22 protein-coding genes are annotated in these 17,764 nt (G+C 28.1%); 5 read left to right on the plus strand and 17 right to left on the minus strand.

Annotation, left to right across the window (positions count from 1 at the left end):
- Nucleotides 1-67: 67 nt before the first annotated feature.
- Nucleotides 68-1,666: a hypothetical protein gene (locus tag FMM58_RS03685; RefSeq protein WP_150180406.1), complete on the plus strand. Its 1,599-nt coding sequence runs from the start codon at nucleotides 68-70 to the stop codon at nucleotides 1,664-1,666.
- A 244-nt stretch (nucleotides 1,667-1,910) separates the two neighbouring features.
- Here FMM58_RS03685 and FMM58_RS03690 read toward each other — a convergent pair whose 3' ends face one another.
- The 9 genes from FMM58_RS03690 to FMM58_RS03730 form a co-directional block, all read right to left on the minus strand.
- Nucleotides 1,911-3,479 (minus strand): terminase large subunit domain-containing protein, encoded by a 1,569-nt coding sequence (locus FMM58_RS03690; protein ID WP_150180407.1) that lies wholly within the window; start codon nucleotides 3,477-3,479, stop codon nucleotides 1,911-1,913.
- A gap of 3 nt (nucleotides 3,480-3,482) precedes the next feature.
- Nucleotides 3,483-4,085, minus strand: a complete 603-nt coding sequence (locus FMM58_RS03695; RefSeq protein WP_150180408.1) for a hypothetical protein — start codon at nucleotides 4,083-4,085, stop codon at nucleotides 3,483-3,485.
- Nucleotides 4,082-5,209 carry a hypothetical protein gene (locus FMM58_RS03700; RefSeq protein WP_150180409.1) on the minus strand — a complete coding sequence of 376 codons (1,128 nt, stop codon included), beginning with the start codon at nucleotides 5,207-5,209 and terminating at the stop codon, nucleotides 4,082-4,084. Before FMM58_RS03700 ends, FMM58_RS03695 begins: the two co-directional genes overlap by 4 nt.
- Entirely contained in the window at nucleotides 5,209-6,108 is a 900-nt protein-coding gene (locus FMM58_RS03705; protein ID WP_150180410.1) for a hypothetical protein, read from the minus strand. Before FMM58_RS03705 ends, FMM58_RS03700 begins: the two co-directional genes overlap by 1 nt.
- A 12-nt stretch (nucleotides 6,109-6,120) precedes the next feature.
- On the minus strand, nucleotides 6,121-6,483 hold the full coding sequence (locus FMM58_RS03710; protein ID WP_150141426.1) for a hypothetical protein: 363 nt from the start codon (nucleotides 6,481-6,483) through the stop codon (nucleotides 6,121-6,123).
- An 11-nt stretch (nucleotides 6,484-6,494) separates the two neighbouring features.
- Nucleotides 6,495-7,682, minus strand: a complete 1,188-nt coding sequence (locus FMM58_RS03715; protein ID WP_150180411.1) for a DUF4043 family protein — start codon at nucleotides 7,680-7,682, stop codon at nucleotides 6,495-6,497.
- A gap of 15 nt (nucleotides 7,683-7,697) precedes the next feature.
- Nucleotides 7,698-8,252 (minus strand): Coiled-coil domain-containing protein, encoded by a 555-nt coding sequence (locus FMM58_RS03720; protein ID WP_150141430.1) that lies wholly within the window; start codon nucleotides 8,250-8,252, stop codon nucleotides 7,698-7,700.
- 69 nt (nucleotides 8,253-8,321) lie between these two features.
- Nucleotides 8,322-9,125: a hypothetical protein gene (locus FMM58_RS03725; protein ID WP_150141432.1), complete on the minus strand. Its 804-nt coding sequence runs from the start codon at nucleotides 9,123-9,125 to the stop codon at nucleotides 8,322-8,324.
- Between the two features lie 2 nt (nucleotides 9,126-9,127).
- Complete coding sequence (locus FMM58_RS03730) at nucleotides 9,128-9,370, minus strand: hypothetical protein (protein WP_150180412.1); 243 nt, start codon at nucleotides 9,368-9,370, stop codon at nucleotides 9,128-9,130.
- A gap of 122 nt (nucleotides 9,371-9,492) precedes the next feature.
- Here FMM58_RS03730 and FMM58_RS03735 point away from each other — a divergent pair, with 122 nt between their 5' ends.
- Genes FMM58_RS03735 through FMM58_RS03750 form a run of 4 tightly spaced genes read left to right on the plus strand, consistent with a single transcriptional unit; the run spans nucleotide 9,493 to nucleotide 12,532 of the window.
- Nucleotides 9,493-11,175: a portal protein gene (locus FMM58_RS03735; protein ID WP_150141436.1), complete on the plus strand. Its 1,683-nt coding sequence runs from the start codon at nucleotides 9,493-9,495 to the stop codon at nucleotides 11,173-11,175.
- Nucleotides 11,172-11,630 (plus strand): hypothetical protein, encoded by a 459-nt coding sequence (locus FMM58_RS03740; protein ID WP_150141438.1) that lies wholly within the window; start codon nucleotides 11,172-11,174, stop codon nucleotides 11,628-11,630. The genes FMM58_RS03735 and FMM58_RS03740 overlap by 4 nt, the downstream gene beginning before the upstream one ends.
- Before the next feature lies 1 nt (nucleotide 11,631).
- Complete coding sequence (locus FMM58_RS03745; protein WP_150141440.1) at nucleotides 11,632-12,045, plus strand: hypothetical protein; 414 nt, start codon at nucleotides 11,632-11,634, stop codon at nucleotides 12,043-12,045.
- Nucleotides 12,032-12,532 carry a hypothetical protein gene (locus tag FMM58_RS03750; protein WP_150180413.1) on the plus strand — a complete coding sequence of 167 codons (501 nt, stop codon included), beginning with the start codon at nucleotides 12,032-12,034 and terminating at the stop codon, nucleotides 12,530-12,532. The genes FMM58_RS03745 and FMM58_RS03750 overlap by 14 nt, the downstream gene beginning before the upstream one ends.
- Here FMM58_RS03750 and dnaG read toward each other — a convergent pair.
- From dnaG to FMM58_RS03790, 8 genes are all read right to left on the minus strand, one after another.
- Nucleotides 12,516-14,084, minus strand: coding sequence for a DNA primase (gene dnaG, locus FMM58_RS03755; protein ID WP_150180414.1), 1,569 nt, complete (start codon nucleotides 14,082-14,084; stop codon nucleotides 12,516-12,518). The two genes, FMM58_RS03750 and dnaG, sit on opposite strands and share 17 nt — an antisense overlap.
- A complete protein-coding gene (locus FMM58_RS03760) occupies nucleotides 14,084-14,419 on the minus strand; it encodes a hypothetical protein (protein WP_150180415.1) in 336 nt (111 codons plus the stop codon). Before FMM58_RS03760 ends, dnaG begins: the two co-directional genes overlap by 1 nt.
- A gap of 9 nt (nucleotides 14,420-14,428) precedes the next feature.
- A complete protein-coding gene (locus FMM58_RS03765; RefSeq protein ID WP_150141448.1) occupies nucleotides 14,429-15,625 on the minus strand; it encodes an RAD55 family ATPase in 1,197 nt (398 codons plus the stop codon).
- A complete protein-coding gene (locus FMM58_RS03770; protein ID WP_150141450.1) occupies nucleotides 15,622-15,981 on the minus strand; it encodes a hypothetical protein in 360 nt (119 codons plus the stop codon). The genes FMM58_RS03765 and FMM58_RS03770 overlap by 4 nt, the downstream gene beginning before the upstream one ends.
- Nucleotides 15,982-16,106: 125 nt before the next feature.
- Entirely contained in the window at nucleotides 16,107-16,340 is a 234-nt protein-coding gene (locus tag FMM58_RS03775) for a ribbon-helix-helix domain-containing protein (RefSeq protein WP_190317941.1), read from the minus strand.
- Nucleotides 16,341-16,400: 60 nt separating this feature from the next.
- The gene (locus FMM58_RS03780; protein ID WP_150141453.1) at nucleotides 16,401-16,889 is read right to left on the minus strand and encodes a DUF3310 domain-containing protein; all 489 of its coding nucleotides are present in this window, start codon (nucleotides 16,887-16,889) and stop codon (nucleotides 16,401-16,403) included.
- 12 nt (nucleotides 16,890-16,901) lie between these two features.
- Nucleotides 16,902-17,306 carry a hypothetical protein gene (locus tag FMM58_RS03785; RefSeq protein ID WP_150180416.1) on the minus strand — a complete coding sequence of 135 codons (405 nt, stop codon included), beginning with the start codon at nucleotides 17,304-17,306 and terminating at the stop codon, nucleotides 16,902-16,904.
- A 16-nt stretch (nucleotides 17,307-17,322) separates the two neighbouring features.
- Nucleotides 17,323-17,763, minus strand: a complete 441-nt coding sequence (locus tag FMM58_RS03790) for a hypothetical protein (RefSeq protein ID WP_150180417.1) — start codon at nucleotides 17,761-17,763, stop codon at nucleotides 17,323-17,325.
- Nucleotide 17,764 lies beyond the last annotated feature (1 nt).

Consider the following 17,764-nt stretch of genomic DNA (forward strand, 5'->3'; position numbering starts at 1 on the left):
CTAAAAATAATAACTTAGAAAATTTAAGCGATGCTGAGTTATTAGCCCTTTTAAATAAGGTTGATTAATGGCCTTTTGGAATAAATGGAAGAAAAAAAGAAGAAGGTATTATGATGAAAAATTAAGGCAATATTTAGAGATTAGTGAAAAGTATGGCCTTGGTTTAACGCTTGAAGAAAGAAAAGGACCGGCTTGGTCTTATGCGGATAAAAAGGCAAAAAGCGAAAAAAGATGGTATGAAAGCTTTTTTGGAGGTAATTTTGTAGTAAATCTTATAAGCTTGGTTGTGGTTGTGGTTATAAGCGTTGTTTTTACCCCCGCTTCAGGAGCGGCTTGGTATACTTGGGCTGGTTATGTTGTAGGGGTTGCGGGTATGGCAGCAACCTGGGCTACAAGTATATACATGCAAGGCCAACAACATGTCTTAGCCTTTTTAGCGGCCAAAGCGGCCATGATAAGTGATAAAACAGCAAGTCTTAAAAATCTAAAAGATGCTAAATACGCAAAGGATCAAATAACGCATTTTTTAATATATTGTCCTTATGAGATCTTTGCAAATGGCAGTATTTATCTATCAAATGCAGGTGGTAGCGAAACTTATTCGCCTAATATTAGCTACGATACAAACAAAGGCATTTTAGGGCAATATACTAGGGATAGTTTAGATGAAAAATTAATGAATAGAGGTCAGGTTAATGATGCAGGGAATATTAATTTTTATTCTAATCTTATGCAACTTGATATACCTTTAACAAGTTTTGACCTACCTTTAAGTGCAAGGCAAGATACCCTAGAAGAAAGGATAAAAAGGGCTAGTGAAAGAATAGCAGCAGGCTTTAATGAGTTAATTGCCCTATATTTTAATATAAATAATACAGCAGAAAAAGTTTATAAAAGAATTTTTAAAGAGCAGGTTGAAATTTATTATCCTAAAATGATACAAAACGATTTTTTAGATAAAATGAAGGCTTATTCAAGAGGACAAAGAATGGATTTTGATTTTTTACATTTAAATGATTTTAAGGGCAAAGAACAAAGCGAAGAAGAGCTCGCCACCTTACAAGAAAAACTTAAAGTCAATGGCTATGAAACCTTACAAAATGGCGATTATACAGCAGAGGAGAAGGCTTGGTATTATATAGATTCGATCATGGAAATTTTAAACGCCTTTATATATTATTATCCAACCTTTAAGCAGATTGATTTAGAAAAAACAACGACAACTAAGAATTATACAAATATAGCAAAGCTTAAAAATGAGGTATATTTTTTAAATGAAAGTGATAATAAGCTATACTTTAGCGAGATTGAGATTAAAAAAGATGAAGAAGGCGAGGAGATTAAATTTACTGAAATTAATATTAAAGAGGTTTTTGAGGTGCTAGATTTTGAAAATGAAGAGCTAGATATGAGCTCGGTTGATTATATAGACTTTTATGAAAATTATTTTTTAAAACATTTAGGTACTTTATATAGTGATTTAGATTTAGAAAAATGTGGGCTTTTGATTGAGTTTGAAAATATTATTTTGGGCATAGTTGATATAAGCGAAGAAAAAAGGGAGCTTTTCTTTACCCCTTTGCCAAAAAGTAGTGATTTAGATAATTTTGATTTTTCTATTTTAGACGAGCTACAAGATAATATAGAAGAATTAGAAGATATTTAAAAAAAATTATAAAATGATTAAAAATAATTAGATTTAAGTGAAGTTTATTGATTATTTTAAAACAATGGCTAAAAATAAGAAGTTAAATTTTAATTAATATCTTTTTTAATGAATGTCAATAAAAAACTTAATATTGTCATTATAAAGGCTAAATTTGCCTTTATTTTTAAAAATAAGCTTGATTAAGGGATTTATACCTTTTTTAAATCTTTAAGGATTTTAAGGGCGTTTTTGTGCATTTAAATTATATTCTCCACGCTGAGTTAAAAGTTTGTCTGTGCCTTGGATTTTTTTGAGTAAAAAAGCTTTCATTTATAAAAGGTGGTCTTACTTCTTCATTTGCAATCGCAGAGGCTATTGTGTCTATACAATCATCTTTTCTAAATGGCTTTTCGGGATTAAATGCTAATAATTCTTTTTTAATTTGATTTAAGCCACTTGCTGTATTTAAAAAAACTAAATTACCTAAATTATAATAAGGCCTTATAGCCTTAATCTTTTCTACCTTTGAGATTTTACGACTAGCATTATATAATTTAATCTCATTTATAATAATTTCTTTTTTTTCTTTTTTTAGTTTTTCATTAATCCTTATAATCTCCTTTAAAAGTAATCTATGTAAGGTTATTCCACCTCCTTCACTTTCTATAAAAAGCGTTGCCTTGGGATATTTTAATAATAAGCTTATAATTTTTTCAATGGTTTGTTCTTCGCTAAAAACACCATATAAACAATCCTTAATCACAAATCTTTCTAAATCGCCCTTTTTTTCTACGCCTATACAAGTAATTGCACGATTATCAGCACTTGTTTTTAAAGACATGGCATTGTCTACGAATATATAATCATTACAAGGCCCTAACTCGTAAGGAGGTATTATTTTAAAATTTATCTCTTCAAAATAACCCGCCTCGCTAACTTGTACTTCTTGTTGGTATTGCGTTGAAAACTCATCCTCGCCCATTTGTTTTTTTAAATCATTTAATTCTTGTAAATTATGCCTTTTTTCAAATAATGGCTCATTTGCCTTTCTTATTTTTTTAAAATCTAAAATTTGATAAATCTCTTCTTTTTTATTTAAGGCTTCAAGCTTGATAATCTTCCAGGTATCGATTACGCTTTTTTCAAAATATTTTTCATTTTGTAAAAATCCGCATAAATCATTGTCGCTAAGCCTTTGCATTAAAATAGTGATATTTGAAAAATTATCTTGTAAACGGCTTAAAACACTTTCTTTAAAATTATTATTTACGCTATCTCTTGCTGATTTGCTCGATATTTCGCTAACCTTAATCGGATCATCAATAAATATACTATTTGCATGAAAACCTGTAAGGGCTGATTTTAAGGTCGTTACAAAAAGCCCTCCACCTTCTTTTAAGATAAATTCACTTGAGTTATCTTGTAAAAAAATAGGCTTTTCTTTAAATACACTTTGCCAAAAGCTAGATTTAATTAAATCTCTTATTTGGTTTGATATTTTTCTACATAACTCGTCGCTATAAGATATATATATAATTTTTCGCGACCTATCTTGTCCTAAGGCCCAGGCAATAAAGCTCCTAGCTATCGTTTCAGTTTTACCATAAGATGGTGGCATATTAATCATGAGCCTGGTAAATGGCTTTAAGCCTTGTTTAAAGGCAAAATCCTTTAAAGTTAAGCTTAAAATTTTAGCTAAATAATCAAAATGCCAATTATCTAAAAAATCAGCCTTATTATATCTTTGCCATTTTAAAACTAAAAAGGTCTTAAAATCTCTTCTTGCATATTCTCTTAAAATTAGTTCTTTTTGTATTAATTGCTTATCCATTTTTTAAATTTTTGTATAGGGCGTTGTTATTAAGCTTTCACCATTTCTTAAATTTGCTGTTAAGCCTCTACAAAAATCGCATTCCTTTTCGTATAATTTTGTATATAATGAGGCCTTATTTAAATTATTATTACTTGTTTCAATTTGCAAAACATCACTTAAAACGCCATATATTAAGGCATTTTTAAAGCTATCATCAATTATTAGCTCACTTTCTTCATTAATCAAGCTTTGTTTAGGTATATAAAAAAGCTCTAAAAGGCCTTGGCTAAAAGGCATAATTTTATAAATATTATGCTTGATTTGTGTTAAAACTCTTATATTATCTTTTCTTTTAAGGGCCGTGCTTAAAGGTAGTAATTTAATATTTATATTGTTAAACTTAGCCACGATTATTTTTAGTGGTTCAAATTTTAGTTTTAAAAAATCTATTTTTTCGCTTAAATTTTGTTTTTGAGATATTATATTAAGATCAAAGCTTAACAAAAGCTTATTTTGCCATAAAGACAAGGTTTCGATTAAAAAAGAATTTGAAAATCTAAGATTATCAAAATCTTCATCTCTTAACCTTAATCTAAGTTGCAATAAAAGGTCGTTAACTATCACGCATTTTTTCCAAAGGCATTTTTAAAAGCGTCGCTTTGTTCTTTTGTTTTTTGTTGTTTGTTTTCATTTTGCCATTTATTGCCTAAATGCTTAAAATACTTGCTAAAACTTGACTCGGTAGCTATTTGTAAAGGCTCGCTACTTGTATAATTATTTTGTGCGTATTTATCATAATAATTTAAACTAGCTTTATTTTCTTCCATCTTTTCTTTCCTTGGTGTAAATTTTTCAATTTTTTGCGTTGTGTTTTCTTGGCTTTGATTTTTACCTGTAATTAGATTAATAAAGGTTTGATAATCTGTCTTATTTTTGTCATTATTTTCAAAATATTCTATCCCTTTTAAAAGATTTTCATATTTTTGTAAGTACCTATCATCTACATTTATGCCTAAATCAAGGGCCTTACTTATCTCATTTCCTAGCTTTGCTGATTGAACCTTAATGCTCCCTATGTATTTTCCTAATAAGTCTTTTTTATTACTATAACCTGCACCAACGATATTTCTTGCATTTTCTACGTCTAAATTAGAGGTCTTACCACCTGTTTTAGCTGCGTTTGCGTGTGCGTATATTACGCCATCATTTAAAACCTTAAATTCTTGCTCTTTATCATCTAAAGACCATAAGCCTCCCGTTTTATCATTTAGCATTCTGTTAAATCCTGCAAGGGCTCCTGTGTTTTCTTGGCTTTTTTCAATTGCCTTTGTAGTTATATCAATACCATTTGAAAGCTCGGTTAAACTGTTATTAATAGCATTTTGGTTTGTAGTTTTTAAATTTGCATTTACCTTAGCTTTTAAATTAATATTATTAAAATCTACTCCTAGATACTTCCTTGCTATGTAAGCATCCATAGCTGTAAGATTATCATTTGCTATTTTTTCATCTAGATATTTAATCCCTGTTTGTTTATAATCATTGCTAAAATTTTCTTCTTCGTTTAAATTTTGATTTTTTAAAAAATCCTTTTTTTCTTGTATATTATTTAAAAGGCTTTTTTGTGCATTTAAATCAGAGTTTAATGGTTGGTTTATAACTTCGCCTTGATTATTATTTTCTTGCGTTTTTTCGCTGTTTTCTTGGCTTTGTTCGGGTAGTTTAATTAAATAATTTTGTAAATCCATTATTGTACCTCGTAAGTTTTGTTAATAATGTTATTATTTTTAATATCGTTTGCTCTTTTTTGTGCTAAATTTAAATCATTAATATAATTTAAATTCTTGCTTAGCATTGTTAATTCGCTTTGCAAATTCATAGCCTCTAAGTGTAAAGAGGCTTCAAATCGTTTATTAATAATTTCATGCAAGGCTAAACTTTCATCAAAGACCTTTTTTGCATCTTCTTTTAAGGCTTTAATAATAAAATCCTTTAAAAGCTTATAGCTTAGTTTATCATTAATCACAGCCCTTAAATTAGCCTTGATATAATTTTTAAAATCATTGTTTTTTAAAATTTGAGTTTTTAAAAATGAAAAATCAATATTTTTAAACAAATTCTCGCCATTTTCTTTTAAATAATCCTTTGTTAAATTTTGAAACTCTTTAAGGCTATCCACATTTAAAAGTAATTGAGTTAATTCTTGCTTAAAATCATTTAAAGATTTTTCTAAATCCTTGCTTTTTTCATCTTTTAAGGCATCAAAATCGCTTAAATCTAAGTTTTTTAAAAATTCTTTTAAAAGTAATGTTTTATTATTGTTTAAAAAATTTTCAAAAAGCTTTAAAAAATTTTCTTTTAAGCTCTCATCATCCTTAAAGCCTTTTAAAATGTTTTCTAAATTGTCATTAAAAAGGCTTATTAAGGTGTTTTGAAGTTCATTATTTAAAGAGTTTTGTTCGTTACGTAAAAGGGTTTGATTTTGCTTAATAATTTCGTTTAAAAAATTGTCTTTTTCATTTTCAAACGCTGATTTAAAAACTAAGTTTAAGGCCTCTTCGCTTATCTTATTTTGTAAGTCGTTTAAAAGTGCATCTAAGGTATTTTGCTTATTTTCAAAATCATTTAATTTATTTAACAAAATCATTTTTAATCCTTTTTAATATTCAGCTAAAATTTCACTCGGTAAAAAGTAGTGGAGTCTAAATATAAGCTTACCTTGGGTTGCATTCGTGCTTAATGTATAATTAATTAAGCTTTCTTTTGTGCTTGTAGTTACCACGCTTGAGGCGTGATTGCCTAAAATATCAATTGTAAGGTCGTTTGCAAAAAATTCAGCACTATCATTAAGACCTAAATCAATTTTAAGACCTGCATCGCCCGCCTCTACTACTTCTACATTTAATGCTAAAATTTCAGCCCCGCTTGGAATAATAAAAATATCCCCACTTACCTCCGCCTCGCTTAAATCAAGTTCTACCCTAGCTAAATAGCTAATATTTTTTACTCTTTGAGTTGCCATTTTTTTCTCCTTTATTCCATACTCGAGGCTATACCTATAACTGCGAAATCGCTATCATTATAAGCGGTTGTATAGCCTTCGCTATCTTTAAATTTAGCTTTTGCAATAGCTAAAACTCTATCAACACCAACAATTGTCTTGCGTCCTAAATCTTGTTTGTCATCTACATAAAATGTAGGTGTATCAGCCCCTGCCATAATAACAGCACTTGCCCCTATTAAAAAGCCTATTGATACAGGTTGGCTTTTTGCATAGCTTGAAGGTGGTGTTATTTGAGTAACATTGCGAGAATCTATATTTTTATTAAAATCAGAATCACTTATAGTTGAATTTGCAAGGCCTGTGCTAAGTTTTGACCAAACTCCCATGTCTATAATAGGACAATCATCAACAACACCTGCAATACCGCTAAATAAGTTATTTTTATCGCCTCTTAATCCTACCTTTTGTGCGTTAATCCATTCTGGATCCCTTTGAAGTTGTTGTATTTGATAAGAATCAAGCAAGATTATATAACTATAATGGGTTACTTGTACGCCTCCATAAGTGTGTAAATTTGATTTTACGGGCTTAATAGGAAAGGCTTCTTTATTTTTGTAATTTTTTCCAACCCTTGCCATTAAAATAGCTTGCTTAATGGTTTTCATAGTTAATACATCACCTTCAACAATAGCCTGGGTCGCTTCTTGTGTTGTTTTTGCTTTGCTACTATCCTTAACGCCATTTGTCGCATCGGCTACAACTACATTACTTAAATCATTAATCAAACTTGCAAAAATGCTTTTATCTCTTTTATCACTTATCCATTTTGTAAGTCCTATAGTGCTTTGTTTGATAAAATCTACTTGCTTAATTTTTTGGTGGTAACTTATCTCACTTCTCATAGAATTACCGACAATTTTTGGATATACAGCTTGACTTAAAATTGCTAGTTGGTCTAAATTTGTATCAAAATCAGCATTACCTACAACTCCATCGCCTGTTAATTGTGCTTGAAGACGTGGTTGATAAACGCCTGGCTCTTCAACCTTATAGGTTCTTATGCCTCTATCTTCACCTCTTCCTATAAAAGGCTCAAGCTTACTTCCCTCCCAAGAGGCATTTTCAATAACCTTAGCTATTTCGTGCCTAACTGCAACGCCAATCTCAGGATCGTTCCAATTTTCAATATTAATTTTGTTTAATGCATTTAATGGCATTTTTTACTCCTTTTTTTATAGTCTTTGTGTTGGCAAGTCATTATCTTGCATACTTCTTTGTGTAGTATCACTCGGTACGCCACTTAGTTTTTTTGGTAAAGGTTCATTTACCACCTCTTCTTTATTTGCTCTTTTATATAGTTCATAAAGCGCCTCAAAGAATTGCTCAGGCGGTAAGCTTTCAATTTGTGTCTTTACCTTAGCTCCTAATTCTTCAATAAAAAACCGCATTAAGTCATTTATATCAACATCAGGGTGGCTTTGTAAAAAATTTTGTGCTGCTGCTTGTATATTTGAAAGGGATTTTTTTTCGCTTATTTTACCTTCTAGCTCTTTACTTCTAGCTAGTTTTGGATTAATATTTTCTTCTAGAAAAATATTTTGATTTTGTAAAATTTGCATATAAAAGGCTTCTTTATTTTCAAAAAATAGCTCTTCTAGCTCAGATGTAGTATTTTTTGCCATATAAGAGGCAAAGTCTTTTTCAATTGACGCCCCTGCTTGTTCTAACTCCTTTTGCAAGGCGGCGAGTTCAAGCTGTTCTTCTCTGTCATCAAACTCATTTAACATTAACACTCCTTTTTAAAATTTAGCTTATTTTAAAAAAATACCCTTTTTAAAAAAAGGGTTAAAAGTTTTTTAATGTAATTTTTCAAGCCTTGCGTCGATTATTTTTAGATATATTTCATCTTTTTTAACTTCATTTTGTAAATTTTCACATTCAAACCTTATTTTAATCTCTCCTAAATTATCGCTCTTATATAATAAGGTCCTTGTATATATAGGATTATCCTCATCATCATTAATAATAAAACGGCAAGTTGTGTTCTCATATATTGTAAATCCCATAATTTTAATAAACTCACCTCTTAAAAGTTCAAGTTTTGGACTAAAAATAAAGACTTCCTTGCCTCCATCACCTATATTAATAAGTTCAAATATCTCATTTTTAAATTTTTCTAGTGGCTCATCATAGCCCTCAAGTTTATTTGTATTAATAGCACTTATTGTTTTAACCACGTTTGAAGAGTGTGAGGCGATTGCATCTGATTCGCTTGCATTACCTACAACATTTAAAAAGCCTACATATGAATTAGCTTTATTAATGGCCGCATTATCACTAACACTTCTTACCATCGATTCAGCTTGAATAAGGCTTTTTAAAGTTTCAGCTTGTGCATTTCTGTTAGCACTTTTAGCATTTAAAAGACCGATTTCAAGCTCTTGCCTTGTTTTTTCTTCCATAAGGCTTAATTCTCTATCTTTCATCTCTAATTCTTCTAAATTCAAAGCACCTTGCATGGCTGTTTTAGCAAAATCGCCAAGAATAGTTGCTAAACTTTCATCACTGAAAGAAGAGTTTTTAATAAGTTTAAAAAATTCACTGTCAAAAAATGTTTTTTGTATTTGATTAAGATTTTGTATAAAGCGGGTTGCATTCATTTTTAAAAGCCTAAATTATTAATATTAACTTCGCTAAAAAGGGCTTTTTTAAAGGCATAATAATCAGCCCTTTCATCATCATTTAATAAAATTATCTCATTTGTCTTAATAGTAGTTTTTATGCCTTTATCATCAATTATAATAAAATCCTTTTTACCTATATATTTAAAAGCCCTTAAATTAATAAATTTAAAGCTTTCTTGTTTAGATTGTGCTATATTTTCAGTTTCATTTAAGTTAAACATTTTAACTCCTTTTTTTTTGTAAAATTTTACTTTTTTAAAAAAGTTTTTTAAAGGGTTAAAAGCTTTTAACCCTTTAATTAAAATTGTTTTAAAATTAAAATTAAAGAAAAAAAGGTTATAAATTGAAAAGCTTAGAAGAATTAAAAGAAATATACGACATAGATTTAAAAGCAAATTCAAGCTCAGTTTTAGAATATTTAGAAAGTAAAAAATATTATCATGGCCATCAATTAAGCGACGATACCTTAGCGATTTTAAATAGTCGTGGCCAACCTCCTATAATTGAAAATATTTTTAAAATGATAGTTAATAAAATTTTAGGATATAAAGCACAAAACATACAAGAATTAAAAGTACTAGGGCGTCAAGAAGAAGATAAGGTCTTGGCTGATTTATTAAACGATTTACTTAAAATATTTAGTGAAAGTGAAGAATATGAAAAAGAAATTCTAAAAAGAGATAAGGACCTTATTTTTGGAATGGCAGTTTGTGAACTTTGGATTGAACAAGATGAGGACAAGGATTATCATTTGTCGATTAAAAATATCCCAAGTGATTGTTTTTTGATTGATAGATATAGTGTAGAAAAGGACGCAAAGGACGCGAGACGCTTTCATAAAACTACAAATTTAAGCAAAAAGGTAGCTAAAAAGCTTTTCGGCAATAAAGCACTTATAACTAACCACCAAAATTACGACGATCGCGTTTTTGTTATAGAAAGTTATATTTTAGAAAATCATAACGGAAAAGAAGTTTTTTCTAGATATTGTTGGCATGAAGAAGGAGGCATATATTTATATGAAAAAATGCCTTTTAAAAATGGTTGTCACCCTTTTATAATTCAAAAATTTAATATAGATGAGAAATTAAAATGGTACGGGCTTTTTAGGGATATTAAGCCATTACAAGATTATATAAATTTTGCTGAAAATAGAATGGCTAACATGATGGGCTCTTTAAAGGCATTTTATGAAGAAGATGCTGTTATAAATGTGGATGAGTTTATAGAAAGTGCAAGCTTAGATAATTCATTTACCAAGGTTAGAACCAATGCTTTAAAGGATAAAAAAATAGAATTTGTCCAACACCACGCAGATATTCAAGCACTTTCTCAAAAGGCAAATGAAAAAAGAAATTTAGCTAAAATTTTAAGCGGCCTTAATGATGAGGCTTTAGGAATGGCAATTAATAGACAAAGTGGCATAGCAATAGCGCAAAGAAGAGACGCTGGGCTTATGGGAATGCAAGATTTTTTAAAGGCTAGTGATTTAATGGATAAAAACATTTTTAAAAAAGCACTTGATTATATAACTCATTATTTTACAAAAGAACAAGTATTTAAAATTGTCGATGAAAAGATAGGCGAAAGATATTTTAAAATTAATACAAACGAAAATAATAAGATTAAAATAGGCAAATTTGACTTAATATTTAAAACACAACTTAAAACTCAAGGTAGAGAAGAAAGATTCGCTCACTGGTCTGAAATGCTTAAAACTTTGGCTGGTATAAGGCCTGATTTAGTAGCTGATATACTTCCATTAATGCTTAAAGATACAGATTCGCCAATAGTAGCTGATTTAGAAGAATTGCTAGCTATAAAAGAAGAAAATAATCAAAAAGCAATGGAGGCAAACGCTCCATTAATGCAAATGCAACAAGAACTAAGCATAGAACAGCTTAAAGCCTCTATTTTAGAAACAAAGGCCAAGGCTATGAAATATCAAGCCCAGGGTAATTTAGCCTTAAATTTGGCTAATGAAGAAGAACCAACTCAAACTAAGAAAGGACAAGATTTAAGATGATTAATCTAGGTGTAAGTGGATATAGCACAATAGGTGGTGGTACAATTAGTAGCGTGGATTTAGGTAATAATTTAGGAAGTTTAGGAAGCACTTCTTCTTTTTCAAATTTAACTCCTGTAACTTCTTCGCTAACAAGTACAGGTACAACTTCAGCAAGTAGTGCAGCGGGTAATTTAGGAAGTAGTGCAGCAAATAGTACACTTTTTGGAATGGATACGGCAGCCGTCGGCGCAGCAGGGAGTGCTTTAACAGGTGCGGCCAACTTATATAGCGCCTTTTCTACACATTCAGCAAATAAGGCAGCCTTAAAAGAACAACGAAAAATGAACGATTTACTAGCTAAACAATATGAAATCGAAAATCAAAGATATGACGAGCTAAACGAAGAAAGAAAAAAGGCAAATGCTACAATAAGCGCGGCAGCAAGCGAATATAGTGTAGCTACAAGGGATTAAAATGCGTATTTTAAATTATAGTGGGCAAGATTGCCTTATATTTTTTAAAGATAAATACGAAAATACCATTTTTAAACAGGTTTTAAAAAATGGCGAAAATGAGTTAAAAATTTGCAAATTTGGCGAGTTTTACGAGAATTTAGAGAAAAAGCGTTTTTATATTTATGCAGGCGAAGGAAATTTAGAATATACAGATAGCTTAAAGGCTTATGATTTTTATAATTTAAATGTTTTTTTGCTTGATGAAGTTTTAAATAAAATTAATATTAAAATACCTAAAAATGATAAAAAATTAATAAATGATTTTTTAGAAGTTTATGAGATAAATGCAAATAAGGGATATTTATATATAAATCCGCCTTTTTTTGAAAAAAAAGAACAAGAATTATTAAGGAGTGAAAATGGCAAGGCCTAGTATTAATGCAGGAAGTGGTATATTAAGTCAATTAGCAGCAAATGTAGAAAGTACAAACAAAAATAGATTATTAGGGATCGCTTCTGTTAATCAATATTTACAAAATACAGCAAATTCAATTAAGGATTTTCAAACAACGCTTATTAATGAGAAAGAATTTAAAGAAAGACAAAGGCAATTTAATGAGCAAACTAATTTAAGCAAGAAAAATCAAGAATTAGCCGAAAAAAATCAAGCCTTAAACGAAAAAAGACAAGATTTTGAAGAACAAAAATTTAAAGATTATACCTTGCCTAGCTTAGAATTACAAAAAACACAAGTTAAGGCAAGTAATGCAAACACTTATGCCAATGCGGCTTTAACAAATTTTCAAAGAAAACAAGCGATTAAAGAAATGGATTTTCTAGAAAAAATGCAAATGCCTTTAAAAAATGATGAAGAAGAAAATAATATAAGAGTGGCAACTTTGCCTATGTCAAGGCAATAATTTTTTGTTTTAAAAGTAAAATTTGATTAAAGTCTTTATTTAATTTTGCCTTTTCTAAGTCTTTATTTAAATTTTGTTTTATAAGTGCTTTGATTGCGTTTTTTAATTCTTCTTCACTTAAAAGTGGTGTTTCTTCTTTAAATAATATTGCCTTTGCTTTATCGCTTAAAGAACCTTGTAAAAATAATGTATAATCTTCTTTAAGCTCATTAAAATCGCTTTCATTTAAATAAGATTTAACTAAATATAGGCTTTTTTCATCGCTTAAAGCCTTTTTAAAAATTAAACTTTCAAGCTTAAAATTATTGTTGCTTATTAAGTTTTGTTTAAGATATAAATTATCTTTTTTAATATTACATACCTTGCTTATAGTGGTTAATAATTCATCTTTTAAATAAAAATTGTCTATTTTATTAACACTATTTTTAAGGGCGTTTATAAAATCACCCTTTGCTTTTGCATCTTTAATATTTAATAACCTAGTTTTTATATAAAATTCAAAGGCATTCTCCTCTTTAAAATTTGGACTTAATCCATATTGTAAAATATCACCTATGTCCTTACAATTTTCATTAACTAACTTTAAAACTCTTACATTAAAAAGCCTATTTTTAAATAATAATTCACAAGTTTTTAAAGTGGCTTTAAGTCCTGCTGTATCTTCATCAAAACAAAGGCTTATTTTTGCGTTTGGATTAGTTTTTAAAAGCAAGGCTAAGTGATTTTCATTAAAGGCTGTGCCTAAACTTGCAACGCTAGAAAAATTAAATTTACTTAAGGCTATTGCATCAAAAAAGCCCTCTACAATAATGACCTCATTTGTCTTTAAAAATTCTGTTCTTATATTAGCTAAATTGTAAAGCAAAAAAGATTTTTTAAAAATAAAACTTTCTTTTGAATTTATATATTTTGGGCTATTTTTAAAATTAAAATAATCATGTATTCTACTTGAAAAACCTACAACCTTATAAGATTTATCTCTTATAGCAAAGCTTATTCTATTTGAAAAAGGACAATAAAGCCCTCTTTGTGTTTGATTAATAATGCCAAGTTCAAGAGCTATTTTTAAATTATTTTTACAAAAATTAATTATATTTTCATTAAGGCCTACAAAGCCTATATCAAATTTAGCAAAATCACCTTCATTAAGCCCTCTTTTAAAAAGATAATTTATTATTTTTTCATCCGTTAAATTTGCTTTAAAATACTCATTTAAAGCATTTAAAAAGGCTAGTGCATTTTGTCTTTTTTCATAAATAGCATTTTGTGTTTTTTCAATGTTTAAATTTAATATATTAGCTATTTCTTCAATAGCCTCGCTAAAATTTAGCCTTTTATATTCCATTATAAATTTTATTGCATCCCCTCCATTACCACAGCCAAAACAATGATATATATTTTTATTTGGTGAAACTATAAAAGAGGGCGTTTTTTCACTATGAAAAGGACAGCATGTCTTATAATTCACGCCTTCTTTATATAAGGGCAAAAAATGGCTTATTAAATCAACAATATTAATATTTGCCTTAATATTATCTAGGTTTGCAATCATTAAAAAGACCTTATGTAAAGTTTAAAATCTATTGTGATTTTTTCCATTATAATATTTTTTTTAGATTTTTTTAAAAGATTTTTTTTATAAAAAAAGCTTTCTAATTTTAAAAAATATTTTAAGTCCTTTTTATTAAAGCCTATTAATTTAAAACTTACATTAAAGCCATTACAAGTCTTTTTAAATTTAATATCCTTAAAAGTCTTTAAATAAGATATTTTAAAGCCATTTTTGCAAGTAAAATCATAGCAAAGGCTAAAAAAGTTTTTAAAGATTATATAATTATGCTTGTTAATCTTTGCCTTATCATACCAAGAATAAAAAATATTTTGCATTTAACTCCTTTAAAATGGTCCTTTTAATTCGTTTTCTACTTCTTTAAACTCCACATAGCTTTCTATTTTTTGCCTATTATCAATAGCATAAAATCTTAATTCTTCTTTGTTAAAATAAACCTCTTCTGTGAAATGCTTACCTGTTTGCTTATTTTTTTTCAAAATTATAAGCCTTTTTTTCTCATCAAAAACATTATTTTTTTGTAATAAATCATCTTTGCTAACCGGCAACAATTCGATCCTTATTATAATGTTTGCTTCGTGCCCTCCTTTTTTACTACCTAAGGGATTATCCTTATCGCCTTTTGAATTTTGAATAATAAAAAAAATAGTAATTTCTAAACTATGACAAAGTTTTGCAAGTGTTGAAAATTTCCTTGACTCACTTTCTTCAATAGTTAAATTTATATTATCACTTGTAACCCTCATCTGTGAATCAATTAAAAAAAACTTAACGCCTTTTTTATATAAGTGCTTTATATTGCGTACGACATCTTCAAGATCGTATCCATCATTAACAATAAAAAAATTATCAGGATTTAAAAAGCGAGAATTACTATCTCTTCTTTTTAAATAATCGTCAATTGTAAATTCAAAAGAAAAAAAACAAACTTTATTACCCGTTTTAGACAAATTTTCTAAAATTTGGAGGCAAAGCATAGTTTTACCTGCTTCTGGATCACCTCCTATTAAAACAAGCTTTGCAAGTTCAATCCCTCCATTAAAGCAAGAATCTAAAAAGCTTATTTTTGTCGGGTATTTTTGTAATAAAGGTTTATTTTTATATTCATTATGCCACTGTGTTAAGGTTTTAAGCTCATTTTCATTAATTTCTAATTCTTTACTTAAAATAAAAAGGTCTAAAATTTCATTATTTTTAGCCGCCATCATTAATTTGCTTGCTATTTTTTCTTGGTTTTGTAATTGATATTTTTTAAGCATTAAAGGGGCTAATTTTAGTGCATTTGGCAAAGGCAAGGCCGCTAAGAATTCAGCATAAAACTCACTTTGCTTATAATTATCACTTATTTTAGTATTTAAGCTTTGTTCGTTTAAAACGCTCTTTTCTTTTAATTCTAAAATCTCTTTTAAAATACTTTGTGCCTCTGGTAAAAATACCTTAAAAGGTACCTTTTCTAAAAAATCATCAATTATATTTGGATAACTTACAAAACTGCTTAATATTTGTGCTTGTAAATTTTTCATAAACTTTCCTTGTACCAATCAGGCATTCGTTTCATCATTTTTTTATAAAAAAAACTTTCAAGTAGGGATTTTTCATTATATAAAGTGCCTTTATAATTTTTAATACTTGTTTTTTTAGCCATTTTAGAGGCCTCATTTTTAATAATAAAATCCATATAAATACAAATTTCTTTTAAAGAAAAAAAGCCATTTTTACAAATATTTAACTCATCAAAGCTAGATAAATTTAAGGCTAATTCATCAAAGAGCCTTTCGTCAAAACAATTAATTAATTCTTCTACCTTTTCCATGCTAAAAGAATCAAAATAAGCCTTTTGGGTAGTAAAAATGAAGTCTTTAAACTCGGTCCTTGTCATCACTTTTCCTTAAATACTCGAAAAATAAATTTGTTTTTGCAAAAGCTAAAATACCTTTTTTAATACAAAGTGTTAAAAAGGCATTTTTAGAAAGATGCATTTTTTTAGAAAGCTTTGAAATGCGTTTATGTGTGGCTTTGTGAAACATAAATTTTTTTCTTTTTTTTATAAAATTTTTTTGATCTTTTCCAAGCTTTTGCATCTTCTCCCTTTGTAAAAAAATAAATCATTCTTTCTATAATAATACTCCTACTTTGTACCTCTATTCTTGCTATTTCATCAAGAATATAAAGCAAATTTTCATCTAAATAAAAAGAGGTACTTTGCACCTTAGTATTTAATTTTCTTTTATAATGCATTAAAGAAAAACTCCTAAAAATAAGACAAAAATAAAACATAAAATAAAAATTAATAGTAATTCACTTATTTTCATTTTCTATCCTTTGGCTTTCAATTTTAATAAAATTGTCGAATTTTTGCGTAAAATCATCAAGGCTTTTAATATTTTCTCTATCTTTAACGCTATTAAAAAATAATTCTATAAATTCAGCGACTATCCTTGCTAAATAAGCGTTTTTTATCTCAATTTTATCAACATAAATGCGTACTTCATCAAGTTTTTTAAAGGACTCTAAAATTTTAAAATTTTGCGTTTTAATTAAAAAACTTGCCTTTTCATAGCTTGTTTTAAAATGTATTGTTTTTAAATTTTCATTTAAGGCATTTAAATAATATTTTGCTTTTAAAAGGTCATTTGTTTTATTTTTAAACTCATAACGCATAATATATTTTAAAAAGTTAAAAGCGTAAATCCCTTGCATAAACTCATTATTAAAAAGCAATTTAATTAAATCTATACATTCAAAGCCGTACGCTAAATAATGTTTTGGTTTATTAATTTCTTCCATAATTCACTCCTTTTAAGCATTCTCAAGCTGTAAGGGCTTATCTAAATTAATAAATAAAGAAAAGCCAACGCAATTAAACTTCTTGCTGTCATGCCACACTCTTTTATAAGAATTTAAAAGTAATTCTTTTTTAAAAAAAAAGCTTTCTAAGGCTTGAAAATAGGTAAGGTCATCATTATCCTCACCTAAAATTAAAAAGTCTATTTTAAAGCCATTTTCTGTATTAAAATGTGTGAATTCAAAGTCCTTAAAGGTCATTAAATAATAAGGATTAAAGCCATTTTTTGTAGTAAATTCAAAACATAGATTATAAAAATCTTTTAAAGCCTTAATATCTTCTTCACCAAGTCCATTAAAGCCCATCAACTTAAGCTTTTCATCATTTTTAAGCCATTCTTTAATAATTTCTTTTTGCATTTTAAACCCCTTAAAATTAAAATAATACTTCTAATCTTTTGCATGTTTCAAAATTAATAATATTTTTTTCTAATTTTGATTTAATACAAAGATAAGGATTAAAGCCATTTTGGTATATATATAAAATTATTTCACTACAAAGACTAAAACAAGATAATTTAATTTTTTTCTCGTCAATAATTTGTATTAAACAAGCTAAGGCGTGTAAAAAAAGGTCCTTTTCATTTGTGTTTATTTGTTGATTAACTTTTGAAACATCAATAATTTCATTTGTTTCTAAAAAAAGCAATAAAAATAAATCACTTAAAATTGTTATTTTTTGGTGTTTATCTTCTGCTTTAACAAAATAAAGTACCATTTCTAAAAAATCCTTAGCAAAGGCCTTAAAATTACTCTCCCTTATTCTTTCTTGCGAGTTTACAAGTGTTTTTAAGTTGTTAAATTCAATCTTTGTCATT

This window comes from Campylobacter sp. LR291e, from assembly GCF_008633915.1.
Taxonomy (GTDB): domain Bacteria; phylum Campylobacterota; class Campylobacteria; order Campylobacterales; family Campylobacteraceae; genus Campylobacter_D.

What these genes read in the sequence shown, in the direction of transcription:
- FMM58_RS03685 (WP_150180406.1), top strand. Translation starts at nt 68, where the DNA reads ATGGCCTTTTGGAATAAATGGAAGAAAAAAAGAAGAAGGTATTATGAT.
- FMM58_RS03690 (WP_150180407.1), bottom strand. Translation starts at nt 3,479, where the DNA reads ATGGATAAGCAATTAATACAAAAAGAACTAATTTTAAGAGAATATGCA.
- FMM58_RS03700 (WP_150180409.1), bottom strand. Translation starts at nt 5,209, where the DNA reads ATGGATTTACAAAATTATTTAATTAAACTACCCGAACAAAGCCAAGAA.
- FMM58_RS03705 (WP_150180410.1), bottom strand. Translation starts at nt 6,108, where the DNA reads ATGATTTTGTTAAATAAATTAAATGATTTTGAAAATAAGCAAAATACC.
- FMM58_RS03710 (WP_150141426.1), bottom strand. Translation starts at nt 6,483, where the DNA reads ATGGCAACTCAAAGAGTAAAAAATATTAGCTATTTAGCTAGGGTAGAA.
- FMM58_RS03715 (WP_150180411.1), bottom strand. Translation starts at nt 7,682, where the DNA reads ATGCCATTAAATGCATTAAACAAAATTAATATTGAAAATTGGAACGAT.
- FMM58_RS03720 (WP_150141430.1), bottom strand. Translation starts at nt 8,252, where the DNA reads ATGTTAAATGAGTTTGATGACAGAGAAGAACAGCTTGAACTCGCCGCC.
- FMM58_RS03725 (WP_150141432.1), bottom strand. Translation starts at nt 9,125, where the DNA reads ATGAATGCAACCCGCTTTATACAAAATCTTAATCAAATACAAAAAACA.
- FMM58_RS03730 (WP_150180412.1), bottom strand. Translation starts at nt 9,370, where the DNA reads ATGTTTAACTTAAATGAAACTGAAAATATAGCACAATCTAAACAAGAA.
- FMM58_RS03740 (WP_150141438.1), top strand. Translation starts at nt 11,172, where the DNA reads ATGATTAATCTAGGTGTAAGTGGATATAGCACAATAGGTGGTGGTACA.
- FMM58_RS03745 (WP_150141440.1), top strand. Translation starts at nt 11,632, where the DNA reads ATGCGTATTTTAAATTATAGTGGGCAAGATTGCCTTATATTTTTTAAA.
- FMM58_RS03750 (WP_150180413.1), top strand. Translation starts at nt 12,032, where the DNA reads ATGGCAAGGCCTAGTATTAATGCAGGAAGTGGTATATTAAGTCAATTA.
- dnaG (WP_150180414.1), bottom strand. Translation starts at nt 14,084, where the DNA reads ATGATTGCAAACCTAGATAATATTAAGGCAAATATTAATATTGTTGAT.
- FMM58_RS03760 (WP_150180415.1), bottom strand. Translation starts at nt 14,419, where the DNA reads ATGCAAAATATTTTTTATTCTTGGTATGATAAGGCAAAGATTAACAAG.
- FMM58_RS03765 (WP_150141448.1), bottom strand. Translation starts at nt 15,625, where the DNA reads ATGAAAAATTTACAAGCACAAATATTAAGCAGTTTTGTAAGTTATCCA.
- FMM58_RS03770 (WP_150141450.1), bottom strand. Translation starts at nt 15,981, where the DNA reads ATGACAAGGACCGAGTTTAAAGACTTCATTTTTACTACCCAAAAGGCT.
- FMM58_RS03775 (WP_190317941.1), bottom strand. Translation starts at nt 16,340, where the DNA reads ATGCATTATAAAAGAAAATTAAATACTAAGGTGCAAAGTACCTCTTTT.
- FMM58_RS03780 (WP_150141453.1), bottom strand. Translation starts at nt 16,889, where the DNA reads ATGGAAGAAATTAATAAACCAAAACATTATTTAGCGTACGGCTTTGAA.
- FMM58_RS03785 (WP_150180416.1), bottom strand. Translation starts at nt 17,306, where the DNA reads ATGCAAAAAGAAATTATTAAAGAATGGCTTAAAAATGATGAAAAGCTT.
- FMM58_RS03790 (WP_150180417.1), bottom strand. Translation starts at nt 17,763, where the DNA reads ATGACAAAGATTGAATTTAACAACTTAAAAACACTTGTAAACTCGCAA.